The organism is Anatilimnocola aggregata (genome assembly GCF_007747655.1).
Lineage (GTDB): Bacteria > Planctomycetota > Planctomycetia > Pirellulales > Pirellulaceae > Anatilimnocola > Anatilimnocola aggregata.
Genome location: NZ_CP036274.1, coordinates 442,706 through 456,373, shown reverse-complemented (window position 1 = coordinate 456,373; position 13,668 = coordinate 442,706). Strand labels below are relative to the sequence as shown.

Here is a 13,668-nt window from a genome sequence, read left to right as displayed (position 1 = left end):
CGAACTGCAATTACTTGTTTGCATCCCCGATCATCGGCACCTTCTTGTGGACGTCAGGGCCGAAGTAACGGAGGCCGACGAGGGGCTCGCTGCCGGTGTTTTCGATTTCGACACCGCGCGTGGCTGCTTCATAGCTGATGAAGACTTCGTCTTCGGTTTCTTGGCCGAAGCGAATCATGGCCGGCGTTTGTAACGCCAGCTTGCCGATGCGGCCCTTCCCTTGCACGGTGATCCAACCGCTGGAGGCGGGATCTTTGAGCGTGCACTTCACGCCGGGATCGATCGTCAGCTCCTTGGCACTGAAGAGTTGTTCGCCGTCCACGTGGCCGTAGACGATCCACTTGTCGGTGTAGCCCGGACCGCTCGACTTCTTGTCGACGATGGGCTCCAGGTAATTGCTGTTCTTGAAGTGGGTATCGACGTTCTTCTCCCAGTCGAGTTGGCCGATGATGAAGTCGAGATCTTGATGCTTATCGACGGGCATGTCTTTCACCAAGAGTGACCACGGCACATAGCGCCCTTCGACAATGTTCTGGAACATGCCGAAGACGTCGCTGCCCCATTGCGGTTCGTACGTGCAGAGCGAACCGGGAGCGTGCAGCACGCCGGGCGGAATCAACCAGCCCGTGCCGCGCTTGAGGCGATAGGCGCGCGACAAATCGAGGATTCCATTTTCTCCCTTGTCCCAGTTCTGCAAGCAGCGTTTCAGGTCGTCCTTCGTGGTCCCTGGTTCGAGCCCCATGAAGGTGTAGCAGAAGTTGTTGTCGACATTGTTGTACTGAGGCGGAAAGTAATAGCTCTCGGGCTTTCCTTCTTGCCCGACCAGCTTGGCATTGGCAGCACTTTGGTGCATGTGATGCGGGATCGGGCCCATGTTATCGAAGAATTTTGAATAGACCGGCCAGCGGTTGTACTTCTTGTACATCGTCTTGCCGATGAGCCGGGTACCGGCTTCTTCCACTGCATCACGCAGCAGGAACTGCTTTCCTTCGAAACTGGCGAAGCTGAGACCTTCGTGCCAGACGCGACCTTCGTTGGCCGCTTCGGTCGTGCTGCTGAACCAGCGTTCGTCGATGCCGCCGCGGTTCGCGCCGTAAGCGTACAAATCTTGCGGATGGAGCTTGATCCGGCGGCCCGGATGCAAAAAGCTGCGGGGAACCCAGGTCGGGGTTAGTCGCAGCAGCCCTTCTCCCTTATCCAAGGCGCGGTCGAGAACTTTGCTGATGCTATCCTTTTTCACAACATTCGGCTGAATCATGGGTGCGAGCGACTCCACGGGGAAAGGCTAAGCAGGGCCGCAACGCGAAGTGCGGCAACAACGGGCGAAACGGCAGTTTTATTCGGTTTGCAGCCACGCCACAAGCCAACGCTTCTCGACTTACGGCCTCGCCAGACCACTCCTCTTAGCAGGTTTCAGCAGGGAACAGTATCGCAACAATGCTCGTCGGCCTGCGTGAGTCCCGTCATTGCCCCACTTGCGGCTGCGCGCAGCGGAATCGATGATTTCTGGTCTCGGCTCGCCGCACCTGGCCTGCTGCAACTTGATACTCGATTCACCGAGGTAGACGATGAAGAAGCATTGGTTATTCTCCGCTGGGCTGCTGCTCACCGGCTCGCTGTTCGCGACTGCTGCCGAACCCAAGACCGCAATCGAAGGGCTGAAGATGCCCGAATCGGTCTGCGTTGGCCCTGCCGGCAAGTGGTACGTGACCGAGATCGGCGAGTTCGGCAAAGATGGCGATGGCAAGGTCAGCATCATCGAAGATGGCAAAGCGACCACCTTTGTCGACGGTCTCGACGACCCCAAGGGAATCGTCTTCTTTAAAGATTCATTCTACCTGACTGACAAAACCAAAGTGGTGAAGATTGATGCCAGTGGCAAAAAGTCGGTCCTGGCTGCGGCAGACAAGTTTCCCGTCGCGCCGATCTTTTTGAACGACATCGCCATCGACGGCCCGAACGGCATCATTCTCATCAGCGACTCGGGTGCTGATGGCAAGGGTGGCGCGGTGTTTCGCCTCGATATCCGCCAAGACAAGATCGACGTCGTCGCCAGCGAAGAAAACATCCCCGGGCTGAACAAGCCGAACGGGGTCACGTTCGACGGCGGCGGTTCGTTCATTGTGGCCGACATGGGCAAGGGTGAACTTCACCGCGTTCGGCTTAGCGACAAGAGCGCCGAGAAGATTGCCGATGGACTCGAAGGTGCCGATGGGTTGGCCTGGGACTATAACGGCCGACTCTTCATCACTTCGTGGACGACCGGCAAAGCCTTTGGCATTCCTCGCCCCGGCGAAAAGCCGGTGTTCCTGGGCAAACTCGAACAGAATGCCGCCGATAGCTGCGTCGATGCCAGTGGCACGCAACTGCTTATTCCGGATATGAAGTCGGGCAAGCTAATCACCCTTTCGACCACCATTCCCGGCTGGGAAGTCGACGAATCGCCCCTGGCCATCGAAGCCAAGCCCGCGTTCCCCGGCATCAAGTGGGAAGGCTGGGACGACGGCAGCGAAAGTGGCAAAGCGGTTCCCTTTCGCCCGATTCTGCTCACGCACTTTGGCGACGGCTCCGGCCGGATCGTCGTCGGCGAACAGCACGGCGTGATCTACGTCATCGATCCCAAGAATCCCACCGAAGGCAAGATCTTCCTCGACCTGCAAGATCGGGTGAAATACTCGGACAAGCAGAACGAGGAAGGTTTTCTCGGGCTGGCCTTCCACCCCAAGTTCAAAGAAAACGGCGAGTTCTTCATTTTCTACACCGAAAAGAAGACCAACCTGGTCAACGTCGTGTCGAAGTTCAAGACCAAGGCTGGCAATAAGAACGCCGGCGATCCGGCTTCCGAAGTCGAACTGATTCGCTTCGAAAAGCCGTTTTGGAATCACGATGGTGGCACGATTGCGTTCGGCCCCGATGGCTACCTCTACATCACCCATGGTGATGGCGGCGCCGGTGGCGACCCGCACGAAAACGGCCAGAAGATGTCGACCCTGCTCGGCAAGATTCTGCGGATCGATGTCGACAAGCCCTCGGCGGGGAAACCCTACGGCATTCCTGCGGACAACCCGTTCGTGAAGCAAGAGGGAGCCAAGCCCGAGATTTACGCTTATGGCTTCCGCAACATTTGGCGGTTTGCCTTCGACGAAAAGACCGGCCAGCTGTGGGCCGGCGAAGTCGGACAGAACCTGTTCGAAGAAATCGTCCGCGTCACCAAGGGTGGCAACTTCGGCTGGAGCCTGCGTGAATCGCTGCACCCGTTCGGCGCTAAGGGCGTGGGCGTGCAGAAAGACATGATCGAACCGATTTGGGAGTATCACCACGACATCGGCAAGTCGATCACTGGCGGCGACGTGTATCGGGGCAAGGCCGTTCCCGCCCTCGAAGGTCACTACGTTTATGCCGACTACGTCAGCAGTCGCTTCTGGGCTCTGAAGTACGACGAAGAAAAGGGACGGGTCGTGGCCAACCGCGAACTTCCCAAAGCTCCCGTCGCCGTGATGTCGTTCGGCGAAGACGAAGCTGGCGAACTCTACCTGATGGGCACCAGCGCCACCGGCCAGGGAATCTTCAAATTGGTGAAGGGGAAGTAGCACCCCGCCCAAACCGCCCTTCAGGCCACCGCCGCGGGTTTCTTGACCCGGGGCGGTGGTTCATGGGCTTTTGCGAAAGCAGTTCTCGGTTAGCGACACTGGGGCCAGATCTGCAGCCTGCGGTAACGCAACGGCAGCTGGCCTTATGTGGGATAGATGGCCCAATTTCGAAGTTCAGCGACGCCCGGGATTGCCGCAAGTCGAGAATAGGTGGGTGATTCGTGCTGCGGGGGGCTATCCAGTCTTGACCCGTCTTGCGAATCTCCTCTATCTTATGCTGTTTCATCCCTGCGGACGGGGTTTCGTCCAAAGGGGACTGTTGTTGCTTGTTCGTGCTTGGCCGAAGTGTAGGGCCGCACTTCCTTGGTGTATGGAGGACGGTGAAAGTGGCATCCGTCGCTGAACGCGTTATTGATATCGTCGCCGAGCAATTGGGCGTCGACAAAGAGAAGATCACGCCAGAAACCTCGTTCGTCAATGATCTGGGCGCTGACTCGCTCGATACGGTCGAACTGGTCATGGAACTTGAAGAAGAGTTCGATATTAACATTCCCGACGACGCGGCGGAGAAGATCCAAACCGTCGGGCAGGCCATCAAGTTCATCGACGAAGCTCAAAAGAGCTAGTTCCCCCTGAGGGACTAGGTTGAATGTCGGTGGATTCTGATCATCATTAAGGCCCAGTCTCCCTTCCAGGAACTGGGTTTTTGTGTTTGGATGTACGCAGGTGAGTTTGCCGGCCGGCGATTGCAGGCCAGCGGTTGCGCGTTTCTGTGATTGCGGGCTGTTGATATGAAGCGGCGAGTTGTCATTACCGGGATGGGTGTCGTAACCTCGCTCGCGTGCCAGGTCAACGAGTTGTGGCAAAAGCTGCTCAAGGGCGAGAGCGGCATTCACGAACTACGGGCGTTCGACGTCACGCGGTTCAAAATCCGCTTTGGCGGCGATGTCCACGACTGGAATCCCGAGTCGTTCACCGACGCCTTTCTCGACCGCAAAGAGATCAAGCGACTCGACCGCTTCTCGCAGTTTGCCCAAGTGGCCTGTCACGAAGCGATTGTCGAATCGGGGCTCGATTTCACCAAAGAAGAGCCCTTCCGCTGCGGCGTGATCCTGGGGAGCGGCATCGGCGGGCTGCACGAAATTGAAGAGCAAGTCTCGAAGATGATCGAGAAGGGACCAGACCGGGTCAGCCCGTTCACGGTCCCCAAGATGATGCTCAACGCAGCGGGGGGGAACATTTCGATTCGCTACGGCCTGCGGGGCATTAATTACTCGGTCGCTACGGCCTGCGCCAGTTCGAACAACGCGATTGGCGACGCCTTCAAAACGATTCAATACGGCGATGCCGATGTGATGATCACCGGCGGGTCGGAAGCAGCCATCACGCCGATGAGCCTGGCTTCGTTCCAAAACATGAAGGCGCTTTCCTCGCGCAACGATCAGCCCACGTTGGCCAGCCGACCGTTCGACGCCGATCGCGATGGCTTCGTGCTCAGCGAAGGAGCCGGGTTGCTCGTCATCGAAGAACTCGAACACGCCAAAGCTCGCGGGGCGAAGATTTACGCCGAATTGCTGGGCTTTGGAGCCAGTGCCGATGCCGGGCACATCACCGCCCCCGACGAAAACGGCACCGGTGCCGCCCGCGCCATGAGCGATGCCCTCCGTAATGCCGAATTGAACCCGAGCCAAATTCAATACATCAACGCCCACGGCACCAGCACTCCACTGGGAGACAAGGCCGAGACGGCCGCCATCAAGCGGGTGTTTGGCGAACACGCCAAGCAACTGAGCGTGTCGAGCACCAAGAGCCAACTGGGGCATACACTGGGGGCCAGCGGTGGCCTGGAGCTGATTGCCACAGTCAAGTCGATTTGCGACGCCGTGATTGCCCCAACGATTAACCTGGACACTCCCGACCCGGCCTGCGATCTCGATTACACACCCAATCAGCCGCGCGAACGCAAGATCAATGCCGCGCTGAGCAACAGTTTCGGCTTCGGCGGGCACAATGCCTGCGTGATTGTCGGCCAACTACGCTAGGCAACGGCCTTCCGTCGCGGGTCGCTTCGTAACTCCCGGACTTTTTTCCGATTCTTTTGTCAATAAGACAGAAAGTCCATTGACAGTTTCGCCGTAGCCCCCTTTAATTCCGCGCTACGACGAAATGTCGCTGTCATGGATGCTGGTCACGGATAACCAGCTTTGACGGGTGCCAATTCGTTGTTGGGATGGCTCGGTGAAGACCACCGAGCCCAGCGATGGTTTCTTTACAGGCCAGTTCGAGCAATCAAGCGACCGAAACCGCGGTGAGCGGATGCTGCTTTCGCGTCGAATGCTCGGATTCTCTGGCCGCGAATCGCGGCGTTTGCGATTCGGCGTTGGACGGCAAGGAGACCGTTCCGGACGCACTTCACCTGGCTCCTGGGGATATCCCACGGTATGAACAGCTCCGAATGCGAGCAAACATTGACGAGTGTCGCTCTGGAGGAACCTCCGAGTAGTACCTACCACGTCACTTCTTTCACCCTGAACTTAGCTCCGCCGCCGGCTCGTCCTGCCGCAACGACGAGAATTGACCCGCCTCACGCGGATCAAGCGCCGGCACCCGCTGCGTTCAATCGCCGCGCGAAGACGACCTCGCGGACCAAGGCATTTCGCAAGCGATTCTTCCCCGAGGTCGCCGACAAAGACTGGAACGATTGGCGCTGGCAGTCGCGCCATCGAATTCGCACGGCCGAGAAGTTCGCGCAAATGCTCGAACTATCGGACGCAGAACAAGAGGGTCTGTCGAAGGGTGGCAACTTGCTCCCCGTCGGAGTCACCCCCTATTACATGAGCCTGCTCGACCGGGAAGATTCGCAGCAGCCACTGCGCAAAACGGTTGTCCCGGTGAAGGATGAATTCATCCGCACGCCGGGCGAAGCCGACGACCCGCTGGGCGAAGATGGCCACAGCCCGGTGCCGGGGCTAGTTCATCGCTATCCCGATCGCGTGCTGCTGCTCGCCCTCGACTTCTGCTCGACCTATTGCCGCTACTGCACCCGCTCGCGCGTGGTGGGTCACGGCGAGATCATGCCGAACGAGAAGCGACTGGAACAGGCTTTCGACTACATTCGCAACACGCCGACGATTCGGGACTGCCTTATCTCGGGTGGCGACCCGCTCGCCCTAAGCGACGAAAAGCTCGACTGGATGCTCGGCAAGCTGCGGGAGATTCCCCACCTGGAGTTTGTTCGCATTGGGACCAAGATGCCGGCCGTGCTGCCGCAGCGGATCACTCCGTCGCTCTGCCGCGTGCTGAAGAAGCATCATCCCCTGTGGATGAGCATTCACTTTCTGCACGGCGATGAATGCACGCCCGAAGCTTACCAGGCTTGTGCCAGGCTGGCCGACAGCGGCATTCCGCTCGGTGCGCAGACGGTGCTGCTGAAGGGTGTGAACGATAGTATCGGCACGATGAAGGACCTGTTTCATCGCCTGCTGATGATGCGCGTCCGGCCGTACTATATCTATCAATGCGACCCGATCAGCGGTTCGGCTCACTTTCGTACTAGCGTCAGCAAGGGGCTGGAGATCATCGAAGGGCTGCGCGGTCATACCACCGGCTACGCGGTTCCCCAGTACGTGATCGATGCTCCCGGCGGCGGCGGCAAGATCCCGCTGCAGCCGAACTACATCGTCGGCCGCGAGGGGGACGATCTGCTGCTGCGAAACTACGAAGGACAGGTCTATCGTTATCCGGATCCGGTGGGGTAACCCCTGATTCAGCCTCGTATTTTGCTGGTTCAGTCTCGTGGCATATAATTAGGGGTGCCACGAGAGCCTGCCAAAACAAAATAGAGGATTCGGCAATGAACTCGCAAGCGATTCGCGACCTGATCAAACGACAGCCTTTTGTTCCATTCGATATGACTTTGTCGAGCGGGGAAGTAGTTCACGTCCCACATCCGGAGTTTGTGATTCTTTCCAAAAACGGAATGGTAGTGGGATACCCCGATTCTGACCGGATTTCGATCGTGGCCTATCTGCATATCGCCAGTGTGCAAACCGCTTATCCAGCTACCTCAGCGTAAGTACATGGAAACGTCCCCAGAAGAATTTCTCTGCATCCGCTGCTCGCGGCACATGAAAACCTGCTGCCAGACGTGTGACATTTACACCACACTTGGCGATGTCGGGCGAATCGAAGCGTACACCGGGCAAACCGGCTTCACCGAGTTTCGCGGGCCAGCGATTCCCGACTACGCCGATCAGGACGACGACCCGATCTGGCGCGACAATGTCTTCCGCCCCGATGGCACCCGTCGCGTTCTCAAAAAACAAGCCAACGGCGACTGCACCTTCCTAGGCAACGCAGGCTGCATTCTGCCACTGGAAACGCGGCCTCTCATCTGCCGGCTCTACCCGTTCAGCTATGACGCTGACGGCATCACCGACGAACTCTCGACCGGCTGCCCGACCGAACTCCTCCGCATCGGCCAGGGCTTGCTCGAAGCCCTCGATATGAACCTGACCGACGCCCAACGCTGGCACCGGCAGTTGTATGAGGAATTGCCGAAAGAGAATGTGAACTCCTCTCGTAGTCGAGTCATTCCATGACTCGCACATTGCACGTGGGCAAGCACTCTCGGATCGAGATCATCGCGGCGAATACTCAACGTATGCGCGCTGCTCGGTTGCGTCATACACTATCCGCCACCCACCTCTCATTGTCATCGTGTTTAGCACGTAACCGTGAGCATTCTGCTGGATGTCGCCGTGGCCCAGAGGCTTGAAGTTGTAAGCAAGGGACGTGCGGACATCGAACGGAATCGGCTCCGGTCGCCTTATGTCGGGAAAGCGATCGGCAGTCGATTTCAAGAACGCAACTTGATCGATTTGATATGTCGCCTGGAAATAGCTGTAAAATCTACCGCTGACAGAGCAGTGAGTGGCTGTATCCGGTATGGAAAAGGGGGTGCCAATCATTCGGAGTTTGTCGTTCGCCACTGCAACCGGCACATCTTGCACATGGATGTAGGAACTAAGCAGCTTGCAGCCATAAACTGCTACTGAGATCAGGCTCATGAAAAGCAGCAGTAAGCTCAGTGAGAATTGCGACGATCTGAGGCTGGACTTGGCCATTCACGAATTCTACTGCCATCGTCTCCCGCATCTACTTTTTTTTCCTCAACGCGACGTACGCCGTGCGCATTTGGGCAAATTGCGAACTATTCGCGAACTGTCAATTCAGCTCTCGCTTGCGTTGCATCCCAACTCACCAGCCACCAGTCCACGCAGTTACAAAACGGTTCGGTGAATAACGGTTGCGACTCCCCACAGTCGTCAAACCCGTGCTGGCCACAAGCGGGACAATCCCAATGAACCTTGGGACGAAAAGCGGTGCTCTGCCGCTCGTTTCAGTCGTACACGATTCCGACAACAATACCAACTCGCGCCGGCTTCGCGACGATTAGTTTGTCTTTGGCATGCCGCAACGAGGGTGCTACGGCAAACAAGTCTTCTTCCGTTAGCCCATAAGCGATGTCGTGGCCATGCCGCGACAGATAGAGAATCTCGAGCGATTTGATTTCGAGCACGACTGCCCTCTCCACTCGTTCTCGCGCCCCCCCGACTCCTGACTACTTCTTATTCTTCATCGTCACATACGCCATCTGCAATTGGCTCGTCGCAGCAGCCAGCAGGGCGGATTCGTCGGGGGTGAGATTCCCCTTGGTCTTCTGCTCCAGCAGCACCAGCGTATCGACAAAGTGTTTGGCCAGGTCGAGATTCACTTCCGGCTTGTTGGTGCGCGGGTCGGCGATCATGCCGAGCGCGACGCTGGCCTGGGTGGCGACGGTCGAGACCAACACGGTGAACGACGCCGGGGGAATTTGCTGCGGGGTAAGTTGGTCGGTCATGGTTGCTCCTCAAGTAATCGCAGGGAAATGTCTGCTCCAAGCAAACTTACCTCTTTCCGATGCAATACAAGAACTGCTTGCCGCGGAGGTAGATGCGGCCGTCGCTGATGGCGGGTGAAGCGATCGTTTCGTCGTTCAGTTGATTCTCGACCAGTTTGTCGAATCGCGGCTGGGCTGAAACGACCGTGCACAGCCCTTCGGTATTGAGGAACAAGACACGGCCATCGACGGCAACCGGCGATGCCTTGTATTTGCCCTTTAGCCGTTCTTTCCAGCGCAGGTTGCCCGAAGGGGCGTGAATGCAGCGGGCGATCCCGTCGTCAGCTACTGTGAAGAGAAGTTCGTTCCAGACCACGGGCGTACACGAGTCGGGCGTTCCTTCTTTGTAATCCCACTCAATGCTCTTGAAGTCGTTCTCGCCCGCCTTGCGAGGTTGCACGGCGAGGAGCGGCCCGCGCTGGCCGCGAGTTGTGTAGATGAAATCGCCTGCCACGGTTGGGCCGGTGACTGTGCGGCCCCCGACAAGGCCAGGCAGAAACCAAAGTTGCTTGCCATTGGCTGGATCGTAGCCATCGAGTTGATTGCCACCCATCACGATCAGTTGAAGTTGCTTTTGATAAGTCGTCAGCAGTGGCGTGGTATATGAATCGCTCTGTTCGGAATCGGCTCGCGTCATCCGGGGCGTCTTCCAGCGCTGCTTGCCGGTGAGCAGATCGTGCGCGACGAGGTAGCTCTGCACGGGTTGGTCTTGCAGATCGGCCAGCGAGTCCTGCATGCAGACCGAAATGACCATGTCCTTGAATATCACCGGACTGTTGGCGTGTCCCCACCAGATCGTATAGCCGCCGAATTCTTCCTGCAGGTTACGCTTCCAAAGTTGTTTGCCGTCGTAGTCGTAGGCGGCGAGATCGCCATTGCCGAAATGGGCGACGACCGTCGTGCCATCGGTCACCGGCGATGGTGTGGCCAAATTGTGAAGCTGATGGAACTTCTGCGTCAGCCGTTTGGGCGCTTCGCGCACGGCCTCGCCGGTTCCCACGTCTTGCTGCCAGACAATCTTGCCGTCCTTCTTGTTCAACTTCAGCAGCAGCAACTTTCCGTCGCCCGTATGACTAGTGAGAAAAATTGACTCACCCCAGACGGCAGGTGTGCTCGTTCCCCACTCCGGCAGCGGCGTCTTCCAAAACAGTCCACGATCTTCGTGCCAGACAATTGCCAGGTCGCGCTCGCTCGAGACTCCCGTTCCGTTTGGCCCGCGCCACTGCGGCCAGTTCTCAGCCGCAGCCAAGTTGCTGACGGAGGCGCAAACAATCGCAGCGGCAAAGAGAATGGACGGTTGTGAAGTCATGTTCAATACATATCCGGAGAGGGCTGATGCGAAGGAAAATAATTGTAGCAAGCGAGTGTCAGCAGCGCGAAATCACGCGATCATCCATCGGGCACTTTTGAATTCTAATCTCATCCTAAGTGTTCAACTTGGTGTGTAATTGTTGAACACGAATTGCTCGGAAACCCGAGAGTTATGTGTGTTGCTGTTCAACAATTGGCCGGATTGTTAAACACCCCACCCATTTTGCGGCTCGAACCCAACTCACTACCGAAGCGAATGTCTCCCTGGGGACAAGTTCACCGTGGTGGACAAGTCAGCATATCTGATCGTCGAATTGATGTGGAGTGAACCATCGCGATGCCGGTCCAGCCCGTCTCTTCCAACTCGCCAAAACCGGCCGCACTCGAGCTGAAAAGCTTGCGTTGGCAGGGCGAATTGGCTTAGGGTGTAGGCTTCAGCTTTGTTTGCCTGCCCGCCTTCAGCCAGCCCTCTCGCCCATGAAACTTTCTCCGTCAGCCATCGCCGCGCTTTTGCTGGGCCTGTTCCTGGTGCCCACTCCTTCGCCAGCAGCCCCTGTCGATTACACCCGCGAAGTAAAACCGCTGTTGCAAGCAACCTGCGTGAAGTGCCACGGCGCCGGCACGCAGAAGAGCGATCTCAAGCTCGATACCGCAGCTGGGGCCATGAAGGGTGGCGTGAGCGGTCCATCGGTTGTGCCCGGCAAGGCCAGCGAAAGCCTGCTGATTCAGTCGATCGAGGGCAATCACGATTACATTCCCAAAATGCCCTACAAGCGGCCGCCCCTCGATGCCGCCCAGGTTGCACTCTTAAAGCGCTGGATCGATGAAGGGGCCACAGCGCCCACCGATGAAAAGCCCAGCGACGATCGTCACTGGGCGTTCATCGCACCGGTGAAGCCAGCCATCCCCAAGACCGACGACGTAAACACGCAGCCCATCGATGCCTTCGTCCGCGCCCGGTTAAAGAAAGAAGCTCTCGCCCCTTCGCAGCCTGCGGATAGGACCACGCTCGTACGCCGCGTCTATCTCGATCTGCTTGGCTTGCCGCCAACTCCTGCCCAAGTCGAGGCGTTCATCAAGGACAAAGACGAACGTTCGTTCGAGAACCTGGTCGATCAGATATTGGAATCTCCCCATTACGGCGAACGCTGGGGCCGCTGGTGGCTCGATCAGGCTCGCTATGCCGACTCGAACGGCTACAGCATCGATGCTCCCCGGCAAATCTGGAAGTATCGCGATTGGGTCGTCGACGCCATCAATGGCGACATGCCCTTCGATCAGTTCAGCGTCGAGCAGTTGGCGGGCGACATGCTTGCCGATGCCACCGAGCCGCAGAAAATCGCCACGGGCTTTCATCGCAACACGCAAATCAATCAAGAGGGGGGCATCGACGTCGAGCAGTTCCGCATCGAAAGCGTCGTCGACCGCGTGGGAACGACCGGCACCGTTTGGCTCGGCCTGACCATCGCTTGTGCCCAGTGTCACGACCATAAATTCGACCCCATCTCGCACGCCGAGTATTACCAGTTTTTCGCCTTCTTCAACAACCAAAGCGAACCGACGCTGAAGGTGGTCGATAGCAACGTCGACCCGCGCGAAATCGCCGCGGAGCAGAAAGAGATTGAAAAAAAGATCAACGGTTACTTCACTGAGCAGAAGGAAGAGTTTGCCACCTGGGAGCGCGAACTCGGCGAGATGTCGAAAAAACTCCTCTCCAAGGAGAACATCAAAGCCCTCACCATTCCCGCAGCGAAGCGGACCTTCGATCAAAAGCGCCAACTCTTTGCGATGGGCCCCGGTGCTGCGGATCAAGACTATCGGGCGCTCAACGAGCGGTATCAGGAACTCGTTGCCCTTCTTGCCAGCGGCGTCAGCACTCTCGTCATGCAAGAAATGCCCGCGCCGCGCAAGACGAATGTGTTCATCAAAGGTGATTTCACTCGCCCCGCAGCCGAAGTGACCGAAGGCGTTCCTGCAGTCTTACCGAAGCTGAAAGCCGACGCACGACCCAACCGCCTCGACCTCGCCAAGTGGCTGGTGAGTCGCGAGAATCCGCTTACCGCGCGGGTGATCGTGAATCGGGTCTGGCAACAATACTTCGGCCGCGGGCTGGTCGAAACCGAAAACGACTTCGGCACGATGGGGGCCGCTCCGACGCATCCTGAATTGCTCGACTGGCTGGCCATCGACTTCATGGATAACGGCTGGAGTCTGAAGAAGCTGCACAAGCGAATTGTCACTTCCGCCACCTATCAGCAAAGTAGTAGTGTCGCCCCCAATCATCCCGCCCTGCAGAAAGATGCCAAAAACTATTTGCTGTGGCGGCAATCGCGACTACGGCTCGATGCCGAAGTGGTCCGCGATGTTTCGCTCGCCGTGAGCGGCCTCCTCTCGGAAAAAATGGGGGGCCCGCCGGTTTATCCACCCATTCCCGATGGCGTGCTGGGGCTCGGTCAGGTGAAACGACCTTGGCCACTCAGCAAGGGGGAAGATCGCTATCGTCGTGGCATGTACACGTTTGTCTTTCGTTCGACTCCACCCCCATCGCTGAGCGTGTTCGACGCACCCGAAGGTTTCAGCACATGCACGCGGCGCATTCGCAGCAACACTCCGCTGCAAGCGCTCACGCTCTTGAACGATGCCAGCCATTTTGAGTTTGCCAAATCGCTGCAGGCGATTATCGAGCGCGATGGCCTCCCCGCTGCGTTCGAGCGCTGTGTCGCCCGCCAACCAACAAAGGACGAACTCGAACTCCTCGGCAAGCTAGATTCCCTCACTCTTGCCCGCGTGCTGCTGAATCTCGACGAAACCATTACTCGCGAATAA

12 protein-coding genes are annotated in these 13,668 nt (G+C 57.8%); 7 read left to right on the top strand and 5 right to left on the bottom strand.

Translation table 11 applies throughout. The annotated features are described in order from the left end of the window. Positions 1-10: 10 nt before the first annotated feature. Complete coding sequence (locus ETAA8_RS01625) at positions 11-1,258, bottom strand: cupin domain-containing protein (RefSeq protein ID WP_145083937.1); 1,248 nt, start codon at positions 1,256-1,258, stop codon at positions 11-13. Positions 1,259-1,568: 310 nt separating this feature from the next. Here ETAA8_RS01625 and ETAA8_RS01620 point away from each other — a divergent pair, with 310 nt between their 5' ends. The 6 genes from ETAA8_RS01620 (at position 1,569) to ETAA8_RS01595 (ending at position 8,191) form a co-directional block, all read left to right on the top strand. Next, complete coding sequence (locus tag ETAA8_RS01620; RefSeq protein WP_145083934.1) at positions 1,569-3,590, top strand: PQQ-dependent sugar dehydrogenase; 2,022 nt, start codon at positions 1,569-1,571, stop codon at positions 3,588-3,590. 386 nt (positions 3,591-3,976) lie between these two features. Next, on the top strand, positions 3,977-4,216 hold the full coding sequence (locus ETAA8_RS01615; protein ID WP_145083931.1) for an acyl carrier protein: 240 nt from the start codon (positions 3,977-3,979) through the stop codon (positions 4,214-4,216). A 165-nt stretch (positions 4,217-4,381) separates the two neighbouring features. Next, on the top strand, positions 4,382-5,632 hold the full coding sequence (gene fabF, locus ETAA8_RS01610) for a beta-ketoacyl-ACP synthase II (protein ID WP_145083929.1): 1,251 nt from the start codon (positions 4,382-4,384) through the stop codon (positions 5,630-5,632). Between the two features lie 399 nt (positions 5,633-6,031). Beyond that, positions 6,032-7,348: a KamA family radical SAM protein gene (locus ETAA8_RS01605; RefSeq protein ID WP_145083926.1), complete on the top strand. Its 1,317-nt coding sequence runs from the start codon at positions 6,032-6,034 to the stop codon at positions 7,346-7,348. Between the two features lie 95 nt (positions 7,349-7,443). Next, positions 7,444-7,665, top strand: coding sequence for a hypothetical protein (locus tag ETAA8_RS01600; protein ID WP_145083924.1), 222 nt, complete (start codon positions 7,444-7,446; stop codon positions 7,663-7,665). A 4-nt stretch (positions 7,666-7,669) separates the two neighbouring features. After that, positions 7,670-8,191, top strand: coding sequence for a YkgJ family cysteine cluster protein (locus tag ETAA8_RS01595; protein WP_145083921.1), 522 nt, complete (start codon positions 7,670-7,672; stop codon positions 8,189-8,191). A 39-nt stretch (positions 8,192-8,230) separates the two neighbouring features. Here the strand turns inward: ETAA8_RS01595 and ETAA8_RS01590 are convergent, their stop codons facing one another. From ETAA8_RS01590 to ETAA8_RS01575, 4 genes are all read right to left on the bottom strand, one after another. Next, a complete protein-coding gene (locus ETAA8_RS01590; protein WP_145083918.1) occupies positions 8,231-8,716 on the bottom strand; it encodes a hypothetical protein in 486 nt (161 codons plus the stop codon). A 275-nt stretch (positions 8,717-8,991) separates the two neighbouring features. Continuing rightward, positions 8,992-9,171, bottom strand: coding sequence for a hypothetical protein (locus ETAA8_RS01585; protein ID WP_145083915.1), 180 nt, complete (start codon positions 9,169-9,171; stop codon positions 8,992-8,994). Between the two features lie 42 nt (positions 9,172-9,213). Further along, positions 9,214-9,492, bottom strand: coding sequence for a DUF1844 domain-containing protein (locus ETAA8_RS01580; protein ID WP_145083912.1), 279 nt, complete (start codon positions 9,490-9,492; stop codon positions 9,214-9,216). A 46-nt stretch (positions 9,493-9,538) separates the two neighbouring features. After that, positions 9,539-10,840: an outer membrane protein assembly factor BamB family protein gene (locus tag ETAA8_RS01575; RefSeq protein ID WP_145083909.1), complete on the bottom strand. Its 1,302-nt coding sequence runs from the start codon at positions 10,838-10,840 to the stop codon at positions 9,539-9,541. A 479-nt stretch (positions 10,841-11,319) separates the two neighbouring features. Between ETAA8_RS01575 and ETAA8_RS01570 the strand changes: the two genes are divergently transcribed. Further along, complete coding sequence (locus ETAA8_RS01570; RefSeq protein ID WP_145083906.1) at positions 11,320-13,668, top strand: PSD1 and planctomycete cytochrome C domain-containing protein; 2,349 nt, start codon at positions 11,320-11,322, stop codon at positions 13,666-13,668.

Bases quoted from the DNA above. Each gene is read 5' to 3' on its own strand.
- ETAA8_RS01575 (WP_145083909.1), bottom strand. From the start codon at position 10,840: ATGACTTCACAACCGTCCATTCTCTTTGCCGCTGCGATTGTTTGCGCC.
- ETAA8_RS01595 (WP_145083921.1), top strand. From the start codon at position 7,670: ATGGAAACGTCCCCAGAAGAATTTCTCTGCATCCGCTGCTCGCGGCAC.
- ETAA8_RS01590 (WP_145083918.1), bottom strand. From the start codon at position 8,716: ATGGCCAAGTCCAGCCTCAGATCGTCGCAATTCTCACTGAGCTTACTG.
- ETAA8_RS01625 (WP_145083937.1), bottom strand. From the start codon at position 1,258: ATGATTCAGCCGAATGTTGTGAAAAAGGATAGCATCAGCAAAGTTCTC.
- ETAA8_RS01570 (WP_145083906.1), top strand. From the start codon at position 11,320: ATGAAACTTTCTCCGTCAGCCATCGCCGCGCTTTTGCTGGGCCTGTTC.
- fabF (WP_145083929.1), top strand. From the start codon at position 4,382: ATGAAGCGGCGAGTTGTCATTACCGGGATGGGTGTCGTAACCTCGCTC.
- ETAA8_RS01605 (WP_145083926.1), top strand. From the start codon at position 6,032: ATGAACAGCTCCGAATGCGAGCAAACATTGACGAGTGTCGCTCTGGAG.
- ETAA8_RS01620 (WP_145083934.1), top strand. From the start codon at position 1,569: ATGAAGAAGCATTGGTTATTCTCCGCTGGGCTGCTGCTCACCGGCTCG.
- ETAA8_RS01580 (WP_145083912.1), bottom strand. From the start codon at position 9,492: ATGACCGACCAACTTACCCCGCAGCAAATTCCCCCGGCGTCGTTCACC.
- ETAA8_RS01600 (WP_145083924.1), top strand. From the start codon at position 7,444: ATGAACTCGCAAGCGATTCGCGACCTGATCAAACGACAGCCTTTTGTT.